Source organism: Acinetobacter courvalinii (assembly GCF_014635545.1).
In the GTDB taxonomy this organism is placed as follows: domain Bacteria; phylum Pseudomonadota; class Gammaproteobacteria; order Pseudomonadales; family Moraxellaceae; genus Acinetobacter; species Acinetobacter courvalinii.
In genome coordinates this window covers 1,453,412-1,473,398 of sequence record NZ_BMDA01000001.1, presented here as the reverse complement: position 1 = coordinate 1,473,398, position 19,987 = coordinate 1,453,412, and the positions used below count along the sequence as shown (strand labels likewise).

The window sequence follows — 19,987 nt, the reverse complement described above, 5'->3', positions numbered from 1 at the left end:
AAAATTGATTCTGAATCCGAATTTTTAATAAAACTGTAATATTTAAAAGTCAGTTATTTTAGTTAAAATAAATAACTGACTTTAATCGTATAATTTTCTTTTTTACGATTTGTTAGCAGACGTTGGTAGACCAGCGATCAACTTGACAAAATTTTGATAGAGCATTGATGGCTGGTTTGGTGCATAAACTGAACGCTGAATATTCCCTTTGTCGGTTTCGATTGAAAGCTCGACCTGTTGAGCTTTGCTGAGTTCATATAGAAACGAGCTCGGAACAATAAAACTGTTTGAAGAGCGTCTTGGAATTAGGCGATTAATATTTTTCTGCTGGGTTGGGCCAGTCGCCGGATATGAAAATGCTTTGCCATCAAGCAGGAAGGTAATCGCTTTAATATCATAGTAGTCATAGCTGCTGTTGAGCACCGTCTCGACTCTTAATTGTTGTTTCTGTTGCTGATCCCATTCCACAAAGACATTGGGGCAAAGTTCGTTTGCTTTACAGTTTAAAGAGCCTGCTGTCGCCAAATTACCTGTTGATTGTGTAGTAGGGTCGGGCAAGGTCGAGCATCCGCTCATCACAAGACAAAGGCTCATTAAACTTAAGGTTTTTTTCATGTTTTCAACTCTCTAGGATTTAGTATTAATGGTGTAGTTGTGGGCCAAGAAATTCAAATGGTTTTGATATTTTAAATTGATTGGTGGCATCACCAGCAAAGGTATTTTGTTGATCTTTTCCAAGATCAAGTTTACGCGTTAAACCATCTTTAAAGTTGATTTTCTTTAAATCTACCCAGAACACATTGGGTGAAACCGCAGATTCAAAGAAGTAAAGTTGCTGTTTATGGTCCGCGACCGTTCTCCAGCGGGTAGAAGAAATATTCGGTTCTTCTACGGTATTTAGTCCATAAGGTACGGAGGCATTACGAATAACACTAAACACCGAGGCAATAGCATCTTTAGGATTGTCATTTTTGGGAATGGCATTGATATAAAAAGAGGCACGGGCAAAACGGTCAGCTGCGCGGTTAGTACCAGGTAGCATCACCGTTCCTCCAATTTGCTGCCAGTAGCTGTTTAATGCAAGTTGTTGATCAAAGGTGGGTGAATTGGTCATAACCTGATATTTTTTATTATGATGAATCACTTGTTTGCCACCAATGTACTCAATGATTGCACTGTCTCCGGTCTTATCTGAAATGGATAAATGCAAGGTGGCAAGACGCTGTTCACCTGGCACACTGTCGGTAATCAGGTCAAAAGGTTGTTTTTCTAATGCGTTGACAGCCTCGGCGACAGTCGCATAATTATCCAGTACATATTGCGCCCAGGCAGAAATGCTCAGCTGCGGTTTATTCGAGTGTTTGGTATCGGGATATTCAGATTCAACCAGCCATAAAACATTAGCGACCAATCCGGCTTCATTCATGCCGTCTGTAGTGGAAATATCATAGCCTGTGGCAATCACACTGCCATACTTGGCTTTCCATTTCAGCGATTTAGGGCCGGCATTGCTGTCTCTAACTACGCCGCTGGGTAAAATCCACAGGTTGGTACCGACATCCACTTTCCAGTCCATCGATCGGGCAGTAATAATATGATCATTATTTCCGAGATAAACCGCACGGGTACAGGCATGGCTCGTTTGCAAGATCAATGCAGTGGCAAGAAAAGAAAAACCTAATATTTTTTTAAACACAAGTGATACTCCTTGCAGTTATATAAGCATGGTTTCTATTCAATATTTTTTTGTAATGAATTAATTTGAGTCTATTTAAAAAACGACTTTATTCAAGCAGTAAAATGTAATCAATATAAAAAGTAGGGATTTATTTTTAGGGGCTTTCATTGGCGTCGCCCGAAAGAGAAAAGGCTTCTCTATCGGGCCAGAATGTTTGAGGAGATATGGATTAATTTGGCGGTAATAGCATTACAATGGCATTGTTAAGTAACAATGCGATGTCTACCAGAATATCTGCTTCATTAAAACGTTCATCCAGTAATAGGCTTTCACCATCTGCAATTTGTTTTAAATAAGGCATGAACGCTGCCGAGATACAAACCGTATCGCCATTGGCCCAAAATTCAAAAGAATCGCCTTGTTTCCGGTAAAGCAATCTTGAAGCAGGTTCTAAAATAATCTGGTAATCTGCATCAATCACTTCCGCCACATCATTCGCATCTACTTCTTCAGGTTCAGGAATATTGTTTGGATAGCTTGCTTCACTCATGTAGGCCATGATGGCGGCATCAAACTCAGGTGCTTGAGTGAGGTAGTCTAGGAGTTGGGTTTTTAAATAAGCAAACTCAGTGCTATTAATTTCACCTAGATGTGCTGTCTGTTGACGTGAGATATCTGCCAATGGATTCTTGAGCAGGGTGTTTTCTGCAAATTTATCGCTGACCTGATCAATCATTTCAGAAAGATTTGGCATACGGAAACCAAAGGAAAAGGTTAAGCAATCATCTTCAGCAACGCCGTAATGTGATAGACCGGGTGGGACATAAAGTAAGTCGCCCGGTGCGAGTACCTCATCAAAATGCACATCCATGTCAGCCAAAAGCTTTAACGGCTGGTCAGCAATGAACTGGGTTGATTCGTCACACATCTGACCAAGTTGCCAGCGACGGTGACCGTGACCCTGGATCAGGAACACATCATAAAAATCGAAGTGTTTTCCAACAGAACCGCCTTTGGGCGCATAAGACACCATGATGTCATCACGACGCCATTGCGGGATAAACGGAAATTTTTTCCATAACTCAGCAATATCGAAGGAGTAATGGTCAACGGCTTGAACCAGTAGTGTCCATAGATTAGGTAATTTCTGGAAGTCGCCTTTGGTGAGTGGTGAAGACTTGACATGCCATTCATTTGGATTCTTGTTTTTTTGACGAATCAGACGGGCCGTGACATGTTCTTCCAGCGCCAGCTCTTGTACGTCCGCTGGTTCTAATAGGCCAATAATTTCAGGCATGGCGTTACGAACCAGTAAAGGTTTTTTTTGCCAATATTCATTAAGAAACTGTTCTGCGGTAATGCCGCCGAGTACCGCTAAAGATTGAGACATGGGAAATGAAACCAACAACATTTAAATTGGTGTGTATTGTCCCTTGAGTTGAATATTGGTGCAAGTCTTGTATGAAAGTGATGAAAACCACAGAAAAGATCAGATAAAGTACTTAATCTTGATCAATTGAACGCGTATTCGTTCACAGTCTTTCAAAAAAACAGTATGCTTAACAGGCGAAAAGGAGCATACATGTATCAAGTACTGGCAAGAAAATACCGTCCACGTAATTTCAATGAGTTAGTGGGGCAAAACCATGTTTCTCGTGCGTTAACCAGCGCATTGGAACGCGGTCGTTTGCATCATGCTTACTTGTTTACAGGAACGCGTGGCGTGGGGAAAACCACGATTGCCCGTATTTTGGCCAAATGCTTAAACTGTGAAACCGGTGTCACCTCAACGCCGTGTGAAGTATGCACCACTTGTAAGGCGGTGAATGAAGGCCGCTTTATCGACTTGATCGAAATCGATGCGGCGTCACGGACCAAAGTGGAAGATACCCGTGAGTTACTCGACAATGTTCCTTATGCGCCAACGCAAGGTCGTTTCAAGGTCTACCTGATCGATGAAGTGCACATGCTTTCAACGCATTCATTCAATGCCTTGTTAAAGACTTTGGAAGAACCGCCTGAGCATGTCAAATTCCTGTTCGCAACCACAGATCCACAAAAATTACCGATTACCGTGATTTCGCGTTGTCTGCAATTTACTCTGCGCCCGTTAGCTGTCGATGAAATTACTGAACATTTAACTGCAATTCTGAATAAAGAACAGATAGACGCGGATCAGGATGCGATTTGGCAAATTGCCGAGTCTGCACAAGGCTCCTTACGTGATGCACTGTCATTAACCGATCAGGCAATTGCCTATGGTCAAGGCGCAGTCCATCACCAAGATGTTAAAGACATGTTGGGCTTGATTGACCGAACCATTATTTACGACCTGATTCTGGCGATTCATCAAAATCAGCAAGCGCGTGTCAGTCAGCTACTTCTACAATTTAGACAGCAAGCCCTCGATGTATCTCTGGTGCTGGATCAACTGGTTTCAACCTTACATGAACTGGCTTTGTTGCAATACTTGCCAGATCTTGCGCTGAAGTATAGTGAAGAAATCAATCAGAAAATTTTACAGCTTTCTAAGACGGTTTCTGCCCAAGACTTACAGCTTTATTATCAAATTGCATGCAAAGGGCGGGCAGAATTACAGCTGGCGGTGACGCAAGAGCAAGGCTTTGAAATGACAGTGTTACGCTTATTGGCATTTAGACCGATGAGCTTGAATGAAGTCACTGTAAGTGCAACGCCTGTAACCCAGATTGCAGCAGAAGTTCAGCAACCAGTACAACATGTAAATACAGAAAATCATCTTGCGGTTCAGCAAGAAGCGGTTAATGCTGAACCTGAACCTGAACCTGAACCTGAACCTGAACCTGAACCTGAACCTGAACCTGAACCTGAACCTGAACCTGAACCTGAACCTGAACCTGAACCTGAACCTGAACCTGAACCTGAACCTGAACCTGTTGCGCAAAAACCAGATAGTAATCTGAAATCAGATAGTAACCTGATGGTGTTTGATGCAGAAGCGGGCCAGTTGATCGGACTGGAAACTTCAGTACAGACAGAAATGGTTCAATCGAGTATTACCGATTCGGAAGAAGTTCTGATTTTCCCGGTTGAAGAAAATGTTGAAACTTCTGCTCCCGTAGATGAGCTGCAGCTTGAACCGCAACCTGTAGTGGAAGCAGAGTCTTCTGTTACCAAGCAACAGGTTGTAGACACTGTGGTTGCAACAACCACAAGCGTAGTGACTGCTGCTCCAGCAATATCAGACGATTTAATGCCACAAGAGATTCTCAAGTTGCGTGAGCAGACTTTGGAGGATGAGTGGAATCTGGAAAAATGGGAATACTGGTTTAGAACCAGCCAGCTTTCACCTGCCGTACAGGAGTTGGCACAGCATGGGGTAATGCAAGGGCAAATTAACGGCGCCTGCGTTCTGGTGATTCCTCAGGAATATGAAGGCATGCTGTCACAGTTACAGCATGGATTGGAAGATGCCTTAAAAGCGCAATGGCCACAAACCCATTTTAATGTGCAATACGGTGCAGTGGACTCAAATACGCCGTTGTTGATGCAGAATCAACGTAAGCAAAAAGCCTTTAATCGTGCTGTCGAGTTGTTACATCAAGAACCGACGATTAAAAGTCTGGTAGACACTTTTGATGCGGAATTGCACAATATTCAATTGAAGCCTTAGGTCTTAATAAAAAAGCAAAGCTTAATCGCTTTGCCTTTTTATATTAACTTTATTCACTAGGCAGCAAATATTGCTCGAGAACTTCCCGCATTTTCTCTGGAATGGCAGTACTTTTTCGATTTTCACGATCAACGAAAACATGCACAAAATGCCCTTGTGCAGCCGCTTGCGGCTGACCCTGTTTAAAAATCGCCAATTCATATCTAAGAGATGAATTTCCTATTTTGCCAATCGCCACACCCACTTCAATCATTTCCGGAAATGAAAGTTCCTGTAAAAAGCTACAGGCCGAATCGACGACCAGACCAATAATTTCACTGGTGTGAATATCAAATCCGGTTTTTTGAATCAGTAATGAATTGGCAGCCGTATCGAAATAACTATAGTAAGTGACATTGTTGACGTGACCATAGATATCGTTATCAGCCCAACGGGTCTGAATCGGTAAAAAGAATTTAAATTGTTGGCGGGTTTTTAAAACGGGTTTACTCATGCATAAATCGCCTGATAAATCTGTAAAGCATCTTGTTCGGTCATTTCTCTTGGATTGTTTTGCAAGAGGCGGGTTTGTAGCATGGCATCTTTCGCCAATTGGGCCAGTTTGGCCTCTGGAACATCCAGATCTTTTAATTTCAGAGTCAGGCCACTTTGATCCAGATGGTTTTGCATATGATCAATAAACAGGTCACATAAGCCATCGGTACATCCCGTACTTCGTGGATCTAACAGTTGCATGAGCTCGGCATAATGCTGTTTGGCTTTGGGCGCATTGAATTTTAACACTTCTACCAGAACCAACGCATTGGTATGCCCATGCGAAAGATGAAAATGTCCACCTAATGGATAAGCAAGCGCATGCACTGCGCCAACGGGTGCATTGGCAAAAGCCTGACCTGCCAGCATTGAACCTAGCAGCATATTCTGGCGTGCTTCCAGATCGGCACCATTCTTGAGGACTTTTGCCAGATTCTGATTCAGTAATTTGAGTGCATTCTTCGCCAGCATATCGGCATAAAAGTTTTTCTTAATATTCGAGGTATACGCTTCAATCGCATGCACCATGGCATCGATACCTGTTGCCGCCGTGATATGGGCAGGGAGTCCTTGTGTGAAAGTAGCATCTAAAATGGCAACATCGGCATACAGAATCGGAGAAACCACGCCCATTTTGGTGGTGGCTCCTGTGGTGACAATCGAGATGGGGGTCACTTCTGAACCGGTACCTGCCGTGGTTGGAATCAAGATAAGAGGTAAGCGCGGCACTTTTGCCTGGTTTACGCCATAGATTTCACTCAGCTGCTGTTGCTGCGCTGGATGTGCAAGCAAAGCGATAATCTTGGCCACATCCATGGAACTGCCACCGCCAAAACCTATGATGACATCGATCTTTTCCTGTTTGGCAAAATCCACGGCTTCCAGAACAATATGTTCAGGTGGATCGGCCTGAATATCTGAATAGATGAGATGTGCCAGATCAATTTCTTTTAAAATCTCTAGAATAGGTTGATGCAACTGATGCTGAATCATGCCGGCATCGGTCACGATCAGGGCATTATGATAGTTGTGTTGGGTTAAAATATTTTTAAGTTCTTGTATCGAACCTAGCCCCGCAATGATGTTGGGAATGGTTTGAAATTGAAACGGGTTCATACATACATCCTTATTTTTTCATCATACATACATCATTTTTTATAATGTGACTCTAGGTCATTGCTCCAATAAATTAACATAAGATGCGTTTGAACAGTGTAATTTTAAACGCTACCTGTCTTCCCGAATAAGAAATATGGTTTATAAGTTTAAATTTTTAAGCAATTGAAAAATATTTGTTTTTTCATATTTGTAGTGTTTCTGTGGCTGAAAAACTGGCTGGTTCGAATAAAGAGTAGTCTATTCGATAAATGAGAGCGATAAGCGCATCTTGTTCAGGATCTTGCTTGGTCGTGAAATTGAGAGAGGTCTCAGCGCCTTTACATCAAGATGGGGCATTTTCAAGCTGTAGCAACTTACAACCACAAGAAAGTGAGTCATGAATACGAGCAACCGATCGGCCACCAAGCTGAGTTGTGGCGTCACCTGTAATAATGATAGATACACAACTGTGTTTGGGGCAGGTTGCTTCATCGCCAATACAGGCAATCGCTTGGCCATTGATTGAAAAGTTAGGATTGCCTGTGATGACTTTACCGCCACCAGTTGTAGGACACCCTACAACGATATATCGCGTTGGCATAATAAACTTTACTCACAGTGGCAATTTTCCACGGCATATTATCAAATAAATATAGACAGTTCTGTCTATTGACCAGCCAGTCTAGAACAGTCTTATTCGAGTAGATTTGAGGTTGATGGACTGTAATCGGGTAAATAGCTGAGATTTAATCATTTAACTTTTTAAAAGAACATAAATTTAAAAAATTAATGTTAAGCAGTGGGCATTTTATGAAAGCAAAATATTTTAGCTTAAATGACTTGTTTGAATATATGGATATGCGTATATTTATATAAAGGTATGTGTTGAGCTTGAAAATGAATCAAACTGATTTTTTTAAATGTCTTTCAGATCAAACCCGCTTGGATATTTTGAGGTTAGTTGTTGCTAAAAACAGTATTTGTGTCTGTGAACTCACAGAACAACTTGAACTGAGTCAACCGAAAATTTCTCGACACTTAGCCCTATTAAGAAACCTTTCCATATTGCTAGACGAAAGAAAAGGGCAGTGGGTGTATTACAGCTTAAATCCGGATCTGCCTGAATGGGCAATGTCTGTTCTAAGCATTATTGCGAATCAGGAGGGTGAGAAAATGATGAATACAAACGTTAATTCGCCTCTTTTAATTCAATGTGAGTAAACATAATGAATTTTTTATTTCTATGTACCGGTAACAGTTGCAGAAGTATCCTTTCAGAAGTTTTATTTAACCACCGCGCAGCTGATGGTTGGAAGGCATTTAGTGCGGGCAGTAAACCATCCGGACAAGTTCATCCTTTAACCATCGAAACGCTTGAGAATATGGGACTTTCAACACAGGGATTGTGGAGTAAAACCATAGATGACTGTGAGCAATATCAAGCTGATGTGGTCATCACAGTTTGCGACGCAGCAGCACAGGAAGCTTGTCCGCTTTATTTGGGTGGGGCAATCAAAGCACATTGGGGCTTGGCTGATCCTTCACATTTGGATTTACCGAAAGAACAAAAGCTAAAAGCATTCCAAGTGACTGTGGATCATATCAATCGTCGTTTAGATGCTTTATTTAAACTGGACACAGCAAATATGACACGCCCTGAATTGATTTACGCAATCAATCACATCTCAGATATTGAATGAGAAGCTCATGGCTCAACCCAGATTATCATTTTTAGATCGTAACCTTACGCTATGGATTTTCATTGCCATGGCCTTAGGGATTGCAATAGGTGTGTTGTTCCCACAAGCTTCCGTTACTTTGAATCAAATGAGTGTAGATTCAGTCAATATCCCGATTGCAATAGGATTAATTCTGATGATGTATCCACCTTTGGCCAAAGTGGACTATGCGGCTCTACCACAGGTCTTTAAAGACAAGAAAACATTGACACTCTCCTTAGTGCAAAACTGGGTGATTGCACCTGTTTTAATGTTTTTATTGGCTATCCTTTTTTTGCATAGTTATCCTGAATATATGACCGGCTTAATTCTTATTGGATTGGCACGCTGTATCGCCATGGTCCTGGTATGGAACGGTTTGGCATGTGGTGATAATCAATACGTCGCTGCCTTGGTGGCTTTTAATAGTATCTTCCAGATTTTATTCTTTAGTACATATGCTTGGTTGTTCTTGACGTTGTTACCACCTTATTTTGGCGTGGCAGGGCAAGTGATCAACGTCGATTTCTGGACAATTACCCATGCTGTACTGGTTTATCTGGGTATCCCTTTTTTCCTTGGCTTTATTACGCGATTAACTCTTGTGAAAGTTAAAGGTCTGGAGTGGTATCAGCAAGTCTTCTTACCTAAGATCAGCCCATTAAGTTTATTGGCTTTATTGTTCACGATTGTGGCGATGTTTAGCTTGAAAGGTGGGGAAGTTGTGAGTCTGCCTTTAGATGTCATTCGTATTGCGATCCCGCTCACAATCTACTTTGTGATGATGTTCTTTATTAGCTTCTTTATGAGCAGGTGGATGGGGAATGACTATGCTAAAACAACAGCAATTTCTTTTACGGCCGCTGGGAATAATTTTGAACTGGCTTTGGCTGTCGCAATTGCAACCTTTGGTTTAGCTTCACCTGTGGCATTTACCACGGTGATTGGCCCTTTAGTGGAAGTACCTGTTTTGATTGCATTGGTTAGCGTATCGCTTTGGTTAAGAAAAAAATATTTTAACGGGGATGAAATCATAAATTGATGATTTTAAATTCATTGTTTAAACGCTCTTTTCAATCTTATAAGAGCGTTTTGATTTTAATTATTGATGTTCAACAATTCGCCCTATCTACATGGATTTTTATTTAATTTATCTGTATGCATCCATCACTTCTATTGGCTACGAAGTAGCGGGTCTTTATCTATCTTTAGCTAATCCCGTAGGGGCGATGGGATTGATTGACATGTGGATAAAATTTATAAGCTATTGGTCTTATAAAACGATATGAGGACATCTTTCTTGAGTTTTGGCATTACAAATTCAATTAAAATGCATGTCGAGAGTGAAGTTAAAAGCATCCAAAAAACTTCTAATGAATCAGTCAGTAGGAATAATAGCGAGTAATATGCAAACACACATAATAAACTGATGGCAATATGCTTAAAATATAGGGTAATAAAAACTGAATATAGAACGGATGAAAATAACAGATTGAAGTTTTTATTCATTCCGATTTTATCAAACAAGATGATCAATACAGAAATAACGATTACAGAAACAGCAAAAATAAAAAAATTCTTGATGATATTCATCGTTTTGCCTCTATTGCTGAGCATAAGAAAATCCCTACCTTTAAGGGCTTCATCTCAAAGGTAGGGCGTGGGTCTACACCATTATTTAAAATAAGCCTTTATATGGGTTTTTATCGTTTAAAATGATCATGGCTATTATCTTAAACTCAATAAAAATAATGGATTATCGAAATGCTGGTGTATGAGAAAATTATAGGGATTGGAAAATGGATCGGTATAAGCTTTGGCGTACATGATTATGAGAAATATCGTACATTTGATTAAAAAATAACCATAATGTTTCATTAAATATTCATTAATTCATAGTGAAATCAATTTTTTATTTTTAATCGATAAATTTCTAAAAAAAATCGATTAATATTTTTTAACAGAAGGCTGGTAGATGACATACAGAAAGCTGGAAAAAATAAAAATAGCATTAAAAAACAAAAGCCTGTATGGTGGTTATTAAGCTTTGTATACGTGGACATAAAACACTATAACTCCCTCATTTAAGTGAATTATTTGTCTATCTCCCTTTAATTTTTTAGATGTGAGCACGTCCCAGATGGAATTCGTTAGAGTTTTATATGCAAGTAAGGCGACAAATATCTATCCTGACCTGAAACAGGATTTATTAACAATTCTTGATACAGCAGTTGATTTTAATTCTCGTAATGATATTACGGGTGTTCTTTACTATGGCCATGGATATTTTGTTCAATGCTTGGAGGGGCGTAAAAGTAAAGTAGATGAACTTTTTTATCAGAAAATTTTAAAAGATGATCGCCATAAAAACTGCGAAATTTTATTTTATCAAAACTGCGATTTCGGACTATTTAAGCACTGGAATATGAAATTTGCACCCATCAATAAAAGATTGAGTGATTTTTTCCTGGAACATCATAGAGACGATTTTAATCCATTTCTACTGACCACAGACTCAATATCTTCATTCATAACGCTTCTTGCTGCCGAATATGCAACCGAACCCTATGCCTTTGAGTTAAACGATTAAAAGTCAATTGATTCATAGCATGCAATAGGTGAGAAAAACATGAAAATTCAATTGTGCTATGCAAGTTCACGACAAGGTCTGGCTGATAATTTGATTGATGATCTCAGTAATATCCTGACCAGGGCCAGAGACTTTAATGCAAAAAATCTGGTGTTTGGCGTACTGTATTATGCAAATAATGCATATTTCCAATGTCTGGAAGGGGAAGATTTTATTGTTTTACCTCTGTTTGAAAGCATCAAAAGAGATCCAAGACATCAGGATATTGTTGAATTTGAAATCAAAAAAATTAGGAAGTACAGCTTTAAGAACTGGTCGATGAAGTATGTTCAAAAAAGCTCAAAGGTCGATATTTTCTTTCATGGTTTAGGCTGCGAAGAATTCATGCCTTCAGTGCTGAATGAGCAAAATGTGCAGGGCATGCTAGAAGCACTTCTGCATGAAAATCAAAGTTATATTCGTAAAAGAGTAGGACTAAACCAGCGCGGTATTCATCCTTATCTTTGAAGTGATTTTTATTACAAGCCGGGAAGTTTCCGATCAGATGGAGGGTTCAAGAATAACGGACCTTATCTGTCGGGTCGATTTCAATCACTTTGTAAAACTTGTTTTTATAATGAATGACTTTATTGAGATAAGCATTGTCTAGCTCTTCCCAGATATGGAAATTGAAAAATTCTGCTGTTTCAGCATAAATCCATAGCCAGGTTGAGACTTTGCTTTTTTTGGCAGAATCATAAACTGAATCTTGAACTTTCCGGAGTTTATGTAATTTTAATTCTTCGTCCTGAAGAACAACCGCTTTAATCTTCAAAAATAACACCTTTAACAATAGCTGAGCTGCTTAGTTTGTATTTTATACAATTCAAGCGGCTGCTCACATTTCAGAATGTAAAGTTAATCTAATAAAAGTTAATGCTACACACTATTTTATGCTGCACATACTTTAATAGATCAGATCAAGATTCATAATTGTCAATGTGTAGCCAGTCATTTGATTTTTTAACTCTAGATTCTGTTTGTTAATTCTACTGATTATGTATCCTGAGTGAGGGTGTTAAGGAAATTATCTATGACCTGATTGACCTGTTCGGCATGGGTCAGATTCGCTGCATGCCCAGCTTCCGGAATCACGGCCAGTTCTGAATTTAAGCGTAAAGCCATATCTTTAGCGCGGTCTAGCCCAATTGCGATATCGTTTTCTCCATGAATAACAATTGCGGGCAGCTTAAGCTTTGCAATATCTTCAGAAATATCTTTGCGATCTAGCAGCGCATTAAAGGCAGCGGCTAAATTATGCGGTTGCCAGCTTTTCCACTTTTCCTGCCATACAAATCTTTCAGGTGCATCTGCTCCGAGTATGACATGGGCGATAAAGTCAGCGATATCTTGTGTCAGGCCATGATCAATCCACTGCTCAAACAAAGGTTTGTAATTCATTAATTTTTCAGGGTCTTCTAACTGGGCCTGTGTATCTATCAACACCAGAGCACTTACCCGATTACGATGCTTTAAAGCACAGCGCAGTGAAAGATAGCCGCCCTGGCTCATGCCAACAAGGATGGCTTTCTGTATATTTAATTCATCCAGAATAGCAACCAGATCATCTGCCGAATCATAGTAATTGAATGCTTCAATTGAATCACTGGCTGTTTGACCATGCGCTCTTTCATCCCAAGTTATACAACGATATTTCTTTTTAAAGAATTCAATCTGCTGATTGAACATTTCATTGTCCATCAATAAACCGTGGGAAAATATCAGGGTGATCGGACCGCGGCCTGAATCTGTATAGTATAACGATTGGCCATTGTGTATCAGCTTTGGCATGGTTAATTCTCTTGGTGGCTAGATCATATATAAATAAATGAAACTTATGCTTTGATTGTCTTTTTGGGTGTTTGACGAGGGGTAAAAGCCCTCTAATGAGGGCCTTTACTGGCTGTGCTGAGGTTGTATATTAATTTTAGATGTTAGTGGCCACAGCTAAAGCCACAACCGCCGCCGCGAATCGTGTCATGCTTCGGACTGAGATCAGTTGCCATTGCACCAGTAGAAATTGCTAGTAATGTAGTGAATGTAAGCAGTATCTTTTTCATGGGAAACCCTCAAGTTTAGATTTTTAAAGTAATAATCAGATTTATAAAAATGTATAAATCATGTGATATATATTGCAATTAAAATGAAATTGTATTGTTACATTTTATGGTAATTGATGATTGGGTTTGTATACAGACTTGTATGTATATTTAATGATTTAGTCAGGGCTTTACTTTAACTTTAATCTTATAAATACAAGAGCAGGACGTTTTTAGTACTTATCTCAGATAGAAACCAATTGCCAAGCTCAATACGCCGGGCAGCATACATAAAAAGCTCATGGCTTTGGCTTCCTGGATATTTGTTATGTGCTTAACAAATAGATGCGGTCCAAAGATCATTCCGGACAAAGCCAGAATAAATCCAATAATAATTAAAAATGCTGACATCTCTGCTATATCCTTTTAGTTTTTTTTGATCAAAATAAGAACTCAAAGACCTAGCCTTATTTGGCTTAACTCAAGACATATTTTCTGAGCATAAAAGTGATTTCTTAAGCTTTCAGATGGGCATACCCGATCTTTAGAAATAAAATTGGTTGATCTGTCTGGTGATTAAGAATGGCTTATGCAGACTGGTTGATTGCGATTGTGTATTACTCATTCAGAAAAAGAACATATTCATACAGAATATTCAAAAGAGATCAACACTATTTCCTTTCAAATCAATGCAATTTTTGACAGAATAGCCAGAGATCAACGTGGTCAACTCATGCAGAATCACATTGAACAGGTTTGCCTTTATTTTGCAGGAATTTTACATGCAATATTTTAATCTCCTTATAGAACAGTATGTTGGAATGTATAACTAATGACAGCACAATATAAGGTGTTATGTGTCTGTTTAGGCAATATTTGCCGATCTCCCACTGCAGAGGCAATTCTCAGACATTATTGTCATGCCCATGGCTTGGACGTGGTGATCGATTCGGCAGGCACCAGTAATTATCATCCCAACAAGGCACCTGATGCACGCAGTCAGCAACATGCAATGCAACGTGGTTATGATCTGTCAGCATTGCGTGCAAGACAAATCCAGTTGAATGATTTTGTGGAGTTTGATCTGATTCTGGCAATGGATCATGAGAACCTTGATGATATTCAGGCACTCATGCAAAAAGCAACCCAGCAATTTGGTGCAGCGCAGATTCGGGCAAAAATTGCCTTGATGAGTGAACATGATCCTCAATTTGGCCAGCAGGCAGTTCCAGATCCTTATTATGGCGGTGCAGACGGTTTTGATCGGGTGCTGGATCAGTGTGAATCGAGCAGTCAGGCATGGGTCGATATTTTTAAAAAGCAATTAAAAGCAGGGTTATAGGATTTAATTTAACATGCAAGTACAACAGCAGGTTTCGCTTAAGCGTTTAAATACATTAAATCTTAATGCTATTGCTTCACATTATGTCCAGATCAATCAGGCCGATGACATCATTGCAGCGCTGGATTTTGCTGAGCAGCACGGGCTCAATGTGCTGGTACTGTCTGGCGGGAGTAATGTATTACTGCCACAGCATATACAGGCCCTGGTGGTTCATTTGAATATTCAGGGCATTGAAGTTGTTGCTCAGGATGCCGATACGGTTAGTGTTAAAGTGGGTGCAGGTCAGGTCTGGCACGACTTTGTTTTATATAGCACCGAGCAGCAGTGGTTCGGTTTACAAAATCTGGCTTTGATCCCGGGTCTGGTCGGTGCCTCGCCAGTTCAGAATATTGGTGCTTATGGGGTTGAAGCAGGAGAGTTTATTGACTCTGTTCAGGTTTACGATCGTCAATTGAAGCAGTTTGATTCGATTCCGGCTCAGGCATGCCAGTTTGCCTATCGTCATAGCATTTTCAAAGATGATCCTAACCGTTACATCATTGTGAGTGTCACTTTTAAATTACTGAAAAAAGCAGATCTCAGATTGAATTATGGGGATTTAAAACAGGCAGTAGGTGATCAGCTCAGTGCAGAAAATTTGCAAAATCAGGTCATCCTGATTCGTCAAAGCAAATTACCCGATCCTAAAGAATTTCCTAATGTGGGCAGTTTTTTCAAAAACCCGGTCTTGTCGCAAACCGAATTTGACAAAATTACTCAACAATTTCCAAACATACCGCATTATCCACAGCCGAACAGCAATGTTAAAGTGGCAGCAGGCTGGTTGATTGACCAAACAGGCTGGAAAGGTAAGCAATTAGGGCCAGTTGGCATGTTTCATAAACAGGCTTTGGTCTTGGTCAATTATGCCGACGCCGCCCTCACTGACGTACAAAAAACCTATCAGGCTGTACAAAGTGATGTAAAACAAAAGTTTAGTATTCAGCTAGAGCCTGAACCTGTGTTATATAGTGAATGTGGTTTGATTCAAGCCCATCGTGGATGAGGAGATTTATGGCTAAAGTGCATTGGATGGTCAGTTTAGTACGGGTAATTACCATACTCTTCGTGCTATTGGGCTGTTTTGTACTTTTTTTATATTCGCCTTTTTATTCACAACTGGTGGTGAAAGGGCTGAACCGCTTTGTGCCTGTCGACGTGAATGAAGTCGCTGCACAAAGCCAAAAGCCGGCCGCTTTGAGTGAACATGAGACTTTGGAACCGGGTTCGAATCTGTGGATTGCACGCCAAGCCTACCTCAAGCTGATGGAAAAGTCCTTTCAGTCTGAACAATCTGAAGATTTAAGACTAATTCAGGCCCGTTATAAATTGCTTCAACAGCTGATTGCTGAAGAGCAGGAAAAAGAAAGTGCTGAAGAAAAGAAGCAGCCAGCTATTCCATTGATGGGGGAGCGAACTGATCAGGATCAGGCCAGTTCAGCGGTGACCATCACTACACCATTAGACTTTTTACAGTGGAATACCCCGGACAATCAGGCGCTGATGGGTAAATATATGGCTTTTCTTGAGACCTATCCTATTGAGTTGCCCGTGAATGAAGAGGATAAGGATGAAACCAATAAAGATCTGGTTGAGCTGAAAAAGAATAAAGACGGTGTACCTGAACCACAAAATATGTCTCAGCCCAATGCCATTGTGGTGCTGGGTGGTGGTTTAACACTCGGCGCGAACGGTAAAGATATTGTGGTCAACAATTACACCCGTTTGCGTCTGGAGAAAACTCTTGAAGTCGAAAAGCAATATGCTCTACCAATTGTCTTGAGCGGCGTTGAAGCACCCTATATGCAGGCATGGCTCAAAGAGCGCGGTATAGAAGCCAAGCTACTTGAAAATAGAAGTATGAATACCTGTGAAAACACCAGATTCAGCTCGTTATTGCTACAAAAGAAAGGCGGTGCACCAACGGTGATTCTGATTACCGATGAATATCACATGCCGCGTACCCGCCGTTTATTTGCCTTAAGCGGTATTGAAACGGTTCCTGTGATTGCTCCTATGCCAACCACCTTGACCGACTGGCGTCCGAGCGAACAAAACTATGATCACAGTCGCCGAGCAAACTACGAAATGCTGGCTACAATTCGTGATATGTTGATTGGTTCAAGTGATTGTCGAGAGATACCCTAATGTCCAATATTCCATTTTTAAATCCGACAATTCTAAAACAACTGGATTTACCTGTTCCAAATCGGGAAACCACGCCGCAGGTGCTGGAACCCTTGGATTTATCCGTTATTGCTGAACCATCTAAACCACTACAAGCCTATCGTAAACTCTATGGTTTAAATGTGCTGGATTGCGAGCATTGGCAGGGTTATGTGGAAATGCCATTGTTCCGTTTACATGTACAGGTGTTCCAGCCGAAGCAGCAAAAGATACAGGGCACCGTATGCCTGCTGCATGGTTATCTGGAACATAGTGGTATCTATCAGCCGATTATCAAGGAAATTCTGGATCAGGGCTTTAGCGTGCTGACCTATGATCTTCCTGGGCATGGGCTGAGCAATGGTTCACCGGCCAGTATTCAAAACTTTGATCATTATCAGCAAGTCTTGCATGCGGTTTATGATGCAGTACGTGGCGCCAGACAATTACCGAAGCCGTGGCTGGGAATCGGTCAAAGTACGGGGGGGGCCATCTGGATGCATCATTTACTGGAATTTGCTGAACGGCGTGAAGACCCGATTGTTGATCGGGTGCTATTGCTTTCTCCGTTAATCCGGCCTGCGAAAACGGCATGGTGGCATAACTCGGTCGGGCTGGGCATTATTCGCCGTATCAAGAGTCAGGTACCACGCCATTTCCGTCGTAATAATCACAATCCCGAATTTCTACGTTTTATCCGTTTAACCGATCCTCTACAGCCTCGTATGATGGGTATGGACTGGATTCTGGCGATGTCGAAATGGATGCTGGAAATGGAGCAACGACCTGCTTGCCGTATTCCGGTGTGGCTGGCGCAGGGAGCGCTCGATCAAACGGTGGACTGGCGTTATAACATTGAATACATCCGCCGTAAGTTTAGACTACAGACCTTGCTGATGTTAGAGGAAGGCTCACATCAGCTGATCAATGAACGGGCAGATATTCGTGCCGCGCTCACAGGGCTGATTCCGGCATTTTTGCATGCCAAACCTAACCACTATTATTATTGATTTCGCTTTTTTAGCCATTATTTAAGTGATAGAATCTCGAATATTATAAAAATATCAATGAATTAGATATTCGGGGAAATCATGAAAAAAGGTACATTAAGGGGTTTTTGTGTCTTGTTTCTGCTCGGTGCTACCTTTCCGGCTGGTGCCCAAGAGCTGTATAAATGTGTAACCCGTCAGGGTACAACCTATCAAAGTCGGCCATGTGCGATTCAGGCAAGCCAGAAAACAGCATGTACCGGTTCGGCGGCTGATGGCTTTAGCGGTGATTGCCGTCAGCTGCAACAACAACGGCAGCAAGCCATCACGCATGAGAACAATGCTTATACGCAGGATCTGGCAAGCAATACAACCAGAACAGTGACCTCTAGATCCGAATTTCAAAAAACCATACTTGAGTTCAGCCAATGTAAACAACGCATTCAGGCATTGCAGAGATTCGCCCGTTATACAGATCGACCAGCGCGATTACTGGAAAATAATCCTCAGCGGTATGCCGCAAGCGTGTGTACTGAAGATGGGGGAATTTATCTCAGTTGCAATGCTGCTACCAATACTTTGGTGACACAGACCAGTTCCGCCTGTTCAATTAAACGTTAATGACGTTTTGATCTTAAAGTACTTTATTTTCACATATTAAAATAACAAGGAAATGCGCAATGAGAGCAGCATTGATGGTCATCGGGGTAATTTTCGCCGTTTTCTTATTGTTAAATCGTTGTTCACAGCACGAGTTAACATCAGGACAAGTTGTACAGAACAATCCAGTTGAACAACGTCAGAACCTTCTGGATCAGATTGTTTTACTGCAGCCACTGAAACAACATGCAATTAAAGATTACGAAACGATTCAGCAAACGGCCAATGCGACCGTTCAACCTGAAGAAATGCTGACTGCAGTTAGCAGCACCTTGTGGTGGAAGCTTCGAGAAATAGTTGAAAAGCAGGCAGATGATGAAGGGCAACGGTTATGGACAAAAGCTTATTTACAGCAACTTTATGATGCCAAACGCAATGGTAATTGCTTTCCTATCGCATTTCCTCTGTATGCTAAAACCACAATCGATGAACGAAGAAATTTACTCAGTATTGCTACGCAGCAACAGACCGCTGCCGCACTGAATTATATTTTAACCCATCAAGGTTCACGTTCAGTGGTCGATCGTATGCAAGCGCCACCAGAATGGATTGAAATTGCAGAAAAGTTAAGACAGGATTATGCGATTGATGCCGATCTGCTCAATGCCGGTGAGACTGCGCCAGACAAAAATAAACAGTGTGAAGTCGTGATACGAACGTTCGAATATATTTTGTCTTTACCTGTGGAAAAACAAGGCCCGGTGGTTCGCTGGATGCTGGATCGTCATATTGCGGTGAGTGTATTTTAAATGCAAAGATTTGGTAAACATGCTCATCTCAATTTGCAAATGAATTGGATTCGAATTTTATTAATAGTGAGTATCAGCGTCATTATCACTGCATGCGGTCAGGTGAAGCATGCGCCTAAAGCTGGAGAATATGGCGAAAAGCTGGTGAACTCGATTCTATTGACTCCGAGTGAGATTCAGACCTTAAACAAGGCAGTCAGTGATCCTCCAAAAGACACCTTTAAAAGACCGAATGTCGGAATCAGCTTTCAGGCTGATGCAGCCCAAAATCCTTATCGTTTTGTTCTAGTTGTGAAAGGCAGTACCCTGCAAGCCGGAGAAACCGTGTTGAAGTGGATTGGGGGTGTTCAAAGTGAAAGTTCAAATGGCTATCATCCTGAAGTTTTTCAGAGCAATGATTCGCATCATTACGATGCCAATGAGCCGATATTGCTGGTGATGAGCTCAGATCCATTTTCAGTAAGTGAGTCAAATAACGGAAGCAATTATGCGGCGCATGCCGAATTGATGGAAGTCTCAAACCTGCAGTTCCAGTCTGTAGAAGTACAAATCTGGCAGGGTAAGGGCTCACAATACAACTGGACTGCTTATCTGAAATTTCTGCTGATCCTGATGCTTGCAATCTTTGGCATTTATCGCTTGATTAGCCGGTAATTGATTTTTATACAAGTCATAAAAAAGCCACTCTTGA

At 41.0% G+C, this 19,987-nt stretch carries 23 protein-coding genes; 13 read left to right on the top strand and 10 right to left on the bottom strand.

Features of this window, described 5'->3' with window-relative positions:
* Positions 1-102 precede the first annotated feature (102 nt).
* The 3 genes from IEV39_RS06640 to IEV39_RS06630 form a co-directional block, all read right to left on the bottom strand.
* Positions 103-615: a hypothetical protein gene (locus IEV39_RS06640; protein WP_005285358.1), complete on the bottom strand. Its 513-nt coding sequence runs from the start codon at positions 613-615 to the stop codon at positions 103-105.
* Positions 616-640: 25 nt separating this feature from the next.
* On the bottom strand, positions 641-1,696 hold the full coding sequence (locus IEV39_RS06635; protein WP_005285360.1) for a linear amide C-N hydrolase: 1,056 nt from the start codon (positions 1,694-1,696) through the stop codon (positions 641-643).
* A gap of 211 nt (positions 1,697-1,907) precedes the next feature.
* Positions 1,908-3,068, bottom strand: coding sequence for a cupin domain-containing protein (locus tag IEV39_RS06630; RefSeq protein WP_005285363.1), 1,161 nt, complete (start codon positions 3,066-3,068; stop codon positions 1,908-1,910).
* Positions 3,069-3,260: 192 nt separating this feature from the next.
* Here IEV39_RS06630 and dnaX point away from each other — a divergent pair, with 192 nt between their 5' ends.
* On the top strand, positions 3,261-5,330 hold the full coding sequence (gene dnaX, locus IEV39_RS06625) for a DNA polymerase III subunit gamma/tau (RefSeq protein ID WP_151027119.1): 2,070 nt from the start codon (positions 3,261-3,263) through the stop codon (positions 5,328-5,330).
* 49 nt (positions 5,331-5,379) lie between these two features.
* Here dnaX and IEV39_RS06620 read toward each other — a convergent pair whose 3' ends face one another.
* The 3 genes from IEV39_RS06620 to IEV39_RS06610 all read right to left on the bottom strand — a co-directional run bounded on the left by IEV39_RS06620 (position 5,380) and on the right by IEV39_RS06610 (position 7,563).
* Entirely contained in the window at positions 5,380-5,823 is a 444-nt protein-coding gene (locus IEV39_RS06620) for an acyl-CoA thioesterase (protein ID WP_005285372.1), read from the bottom strand.
* The gene (locus IEV39_RS06615; protein ID WP_005285375.1) at positions 5,820-6,980 is read right to left on the bottom strand and encodes an iron-containing alcohol dehydrogenase; all 1,161 of its coding nucleotides are present in this window, start codon (positions 6,978-6,980) and stop codon (positions 5,820-5,822) included. Before IEV39_RS06615 ends, IEV39_RS06620 begins: the two co-directional genes overlap by 4 nt.
* Before the next feature lie 325 nt (positions 6,981-7,305).
* The gene (locus IEV39_RS06610) at positions 7,306-7,563 is read right to left on the bottom strand and encodes a PAAR domain-containing protein (protein ID WP_005285378.1); all 258 of its coding nucleotides are present in this window, start codon (positions 7,561-7,563) and stop codon (positions 7,306-7,308) included.
* A 296-nt stretch (positions 7,564-7,859) separates the two neighbouring features.
* Between IEV39_RS06610 and IEV39_RS06605 the strand changes: the two genes are divergently transcribed.
* Genes IEV39_RS06605 through arsB form a run of 3 tightly spaced genes read left to right on the top strand, consistent with a single transcriptional unit; the run spans position 7,860 to position 9,722 of the window.
* Complete coding sequence (locus tag IEV39_RS06605) at positions 7,860-8,183, top strand: ArsR/SmtB family transcription factor (protein ID WP_005230027.1); 324 nt, start codon at positions 7,860-7,862, stop codon at positions 8,181-8,183.
* Between the two features lie 5 nt (positions 8,184-8,188).
* Positions 8,189-8,662, top strand: coding sequence for an arsenate reductase ArsC (locus IEV39_RS06600; RefSeq protein ID WP_005285380.1), 474 nt, complete (start codon positions 8,189-8,191; stop codon positions 8,660-8,662).
* A gap of 7 nt (positions 8,663-8,669) precedes the next feature.
* Complete coding sequence (gene arsB, locus IEV39_RS06595; RefSeq protein WP_005285382.1) at positions 8,670-9,722, top strand: ACR3 family arsenite efflux transporter; 1,053 nt, start codon at positions 8,670-8,672, stop codon at positions 9,720-9,722.
* Positions 9,723-9,937: 215 nt separating this feature from the next.
* On the opposite strand, the gene IEV39_RS18490 is transcribed toward arsB, so the two are convergent.
* Positions 9,938-10,273, bottom strand: coding sequence for a hypothetical protein (locus tag IEV39_RS18490; protein ID WP_005285384.1), 336 nt, complete (start codon positions 10,271-10,273; stop codon positions 9,938-9,940).
* A gap of 547 nt (positions 10,274-10,820) precedes the next feature.
* Between IEV39_RS18490 and IEV39_RS06590 the strand changes: the two genes are divergently transcribed.
* Together IEV39_RS06590 and IEV39_RS06585 are read left to right on the top strand one after the other, a co-directional pair.
* Positions 10,821-11,270, top strand: a complete 450-nt coding sequence (locus tag IEV39_RS06590; protein WP_005285387.1) for a BLUF domain-containing protein — start codon at positions 10,821-10,823, stop codon at positions 11,268-11,270.
* 39 nt (positions 11,271-11,309) lie between these two features.
* The gene (locus IEV39_RS06585) at positions 11,310-11,777 is read left to right on the top strand and encodes a BLUF domain-containing protein (protein WP_005285390.1); all 468 of its coding nucleotides are present in this window, start codon (positions 11,310-11,312) and stop codon (positions 11,775-11,777) included.
* A gap of 46 nt (positions 11,778-11,823) precedes the next feature.
* On the opposite strand, the gene IEV39_RS06580 is transcribed toward IEV39_RS06585, so the two are convergent.
* From IEV39_RS06580 to IEV39_RS06570, 3 genes are all read right to left on the bottom strand, one after another.
* Positions 11,824-12,084, bottom strand: coding sequence for a hypothetical protein (locus IEV39_RS06580; RefSeq protein ID WP_005285392.1), 261 nt, complete (start codon positions 12,082-12,084; stop codon positions 11,824-11,826).
* A 221-nt stretch (positions 12,085-12,305) separates the two neighbouring features.
* A complete protein-coding gene (locus tag IEV39_RS06575; RefSeq protein ID WP_005285394.1) occupies positions 12,306-13,100 on the bottom strand; it encodes an alpha/beta fold hydrolase in 795 nt (264 codons plus the stop codon).
* A 488-nt stretch (positions 13,101-13,588) separates the two neighbouring features.
* The gene (locus tag IEV39_RS06570; RefSeq protein WP_005285397.1) at positions 13,589-13,759 is read right to left on the bottom strand and encodes a hypothetical protein; all 171 of its coding nucleotides are present in this window, start codon (positions 13,757-13,759) and stop codon (positions 13,589-13,591) included.
* Between the two features lie 421 nt (positions 13,760-14,180).
* On the opposite strand from IEV39_RS06570, the gene IEV39_RS06565 reads away from it, so the two are divergent.
* The 7 genes from IEV39_RS06565 (at position 14,181) to IEV39_RS06535 (ending at position 19,950) form a co-directional block, all read left to right on the top strand.
* Positions 14,181-14,690: a low molecular weight protein-tyrosine-phosphatase gene (locus IEV39_RS06565; RefSeq protein WP_005285398.1), complete on the top strand. Its 510-nt coding sequence runs from the start codon at positions 14,181-14,183 to the stop codon at positions 14,688-14,690.
* 13 nt (positions 14,691-14,703) lie between these two features.
* Entirely contained in the window at positions 14,704-15,738 is a 1,035-nt protein-coding gene (gene murB, locus IEV39_RS06560) for a UDP-N-acetylmuramate dehydrogenase (protein ID WP_005285400.1), read from the top strand.
* An 8-nt stretch (positions 15,739-15,746) separates the two neighbouring features.
* Positions 15,747-16,880 (top strand): YdcF family protein, encoded by a 1,134-nt coding sequence (locus IEV39_RS06555; RefSeq protein WP_005285402.1) that lies wholly within the window; start codon positions 15,747-15,749, stop codon positions 16,878-16,880.
* On the top strand, positions 16,880-17,908 hold the full coding sequence (locus IEV39_RS06550) for an alpha/beta hydrolase (protein ID WP_005230055.1): 1,029 nt from the start codon (positions 16,880-16,882) through the stop codon (positions 17,906-17,908). Before IEV39_RS06555 ends, IEV39_RS06550 begins: the two co-directional genes overlap by 1 nt.
* 81 nt (positions 17,909-17,989) lie before the next feature.
* Positions 17,990-18,508, top strand: coding sequence for a DUF4124 domain-containing protein (locus IEV39_RS06545; RefSeq protein WP_005285405.1), 519 nt, complete (start codon positions 17,990-17,992; stop codon positions 18,506-18,508).
* 59 nt (positions 18,509-18,567) lie between these two features.
* Positions 18,568-19,296, top strand: coding sequence for a hypothetical protein (locus tag IEV39_RS06540; protein ID WP_005285407.1), 729 nt, complete (start codon positions 18,568-18,570; stop codon positions 19,294-19,296).
* Positions 19,297-19,950, top strand: a complete 654-nt coding sequence (locus IEV39_RS06535; protein ID WP_005285409.1) for a hypothetical protein — start codon at positions 19,297-19,299, stop codon at positions 19,948-19,950.
* Positions 19,951-19,987 lie beyond the last annotated feature (37 nt).

Bases quoted from the DNA above. Each gene is read 5' to 3' on its own strand.
- IEV39_RS06640 (WP_005285358.1), bottom strand. From the start codon at position 615: ATGAAAAAAACCTTAAGTTTAATGAGCCTTTGTCTTGTGATGAGCGGA.
- IEV39_RS06630 (WP_005285363.1), bottom strand. From the start codon at position 3,068: ATGTCTCAATCTTTAGCGGTACTCGGCGGCATTACCGCAGAACAGTTT.
- dnaX (WP_151027119.1), top strand. From the start codon at position 3,261: ATGTATCAAGTACTGGCAAGAAAATACCGTCCACGTAATTTCAATGAG.
- IEV39_RS06620 (WP_005285372.1), bottom strand. From the start codon at position 5,823: ATGAGTAAACCCGTTTTAAAAACCCGCCAACAATTTAAATTCTTTTTA.
- IEV39_RS06615 (WP_005285375.1), bottom strand. From the start codon at position 6,980: ATGAACCCGTTTCAATTTCAAACCATTCCCAACATCATTGCGGGGCTA.
- IEV39_RS06610 (WP_005285378.1), bottom strand. From the start codon at position 7,563: ATGCCAACGCGATATATCGTTGTAGGGTGTCCTACAACTGGTGGCGGT.
- IEV39_RS06605 (WP_005230027.1), top strand. From the start codon at position 7,860: ATGAATCAAACTGATTTTTTTAAATGTCTTTCAGATCAAACCCGCTTG.
- IEV39_RS06600 (WP_005285380.1), top strand. From the start codon at position 8,189: ATGAATTTTTTATTTCTATGTACCGGTAACAGTTGCAGAAGTATCCTT.
- arsB (WP_005285382.1), top strand. From the start codon at position 8,670: ATGGCTCAACCCAGATTATCATTTTTAGATCGTAACCTTACGCTATGG.
- IEV39_RS18490 (WP_005285384.1), bottom strand. From the start codon at position 10,273: ATGAATATCATCAAGAATTTTTTTATTTTTGCTGTTTCTGTAATCGTT.
- IEV39_RS06590 (WP_005285387.1), top strand. From the start codon at position 10,821: ATGGAATTCGTTAGAGTTTTATATGCAAGTAAGGCGACAAATATCTAT.
- IEV39_RS06585 (WP_005285390.1), top strand. From the start codon at position 11,310: ATGAAAATTCAATTGTGCTATGCAAGTTCACGACAAGGTCTGGCTGAT.
- IEV39_RS06575 (WP_005285394.1), bottom strand. From the start codon at position 13,100: ATGCCAAAGCTGATACACAATGGCCAATCGTTATACTATACAGATTCA.
- IEV39_RS06570 (WP_005285397.1), bottom strand. From the start codon at position 13,759: ATGTCAGCATTTTTAATTATTATTGGATTTATTCTGGCTTTGTCCGGA.
- IEV39_RS06565 (WP_005285398.1), top strand. From the start codon at position 14,181: ATGACAGCACAATATAAGGTGTTATGTGTCTGTTTAGGCAATATTTGC.
- murB (WP_005285400.1), top strand. From the start codon at position 14,704: ATGCAAGTACAACAGCAGGTTTCGCTTAAGCGTTTAAATACATTAAAT.
- IEV39_RS06555 (WP_005285402.1), top strand. From the start codon at position 15,747: ATGGCTAAAGTGCATTGGATGGTCAGTTTAGTACGGGTAATTACCATA.
- IEV39_RS06550 (WP_005230055.1), top strand. From the start codon at position 16,880: ATGTCCAATATTCCATTTTTAAATCCGACAATTCTAAAACAACTGGAT.
- IEV39_RS06545 (WP_005285405.1), top strand. From the start codon at position 17,990: ATGAAAAAAGGTACATTAAGGGGTTTTTGTGTCTTGTTTCTGCTCGGT.
- IEV39_RS06540 (WP_005285407.1), top strand. From the start codon at position 18,568: ATGAGAGCAGCATTGATGGTCATCGGGGTAATTTTCGCCGTTTTCTTA.
- IEV39_RS06535 (WP_005285409.1), top strand. From the start codon at position 19,297: ATGCAAAGATTTGGTAAACATGCTCATCTCAATTTGCAAATGAATTGG.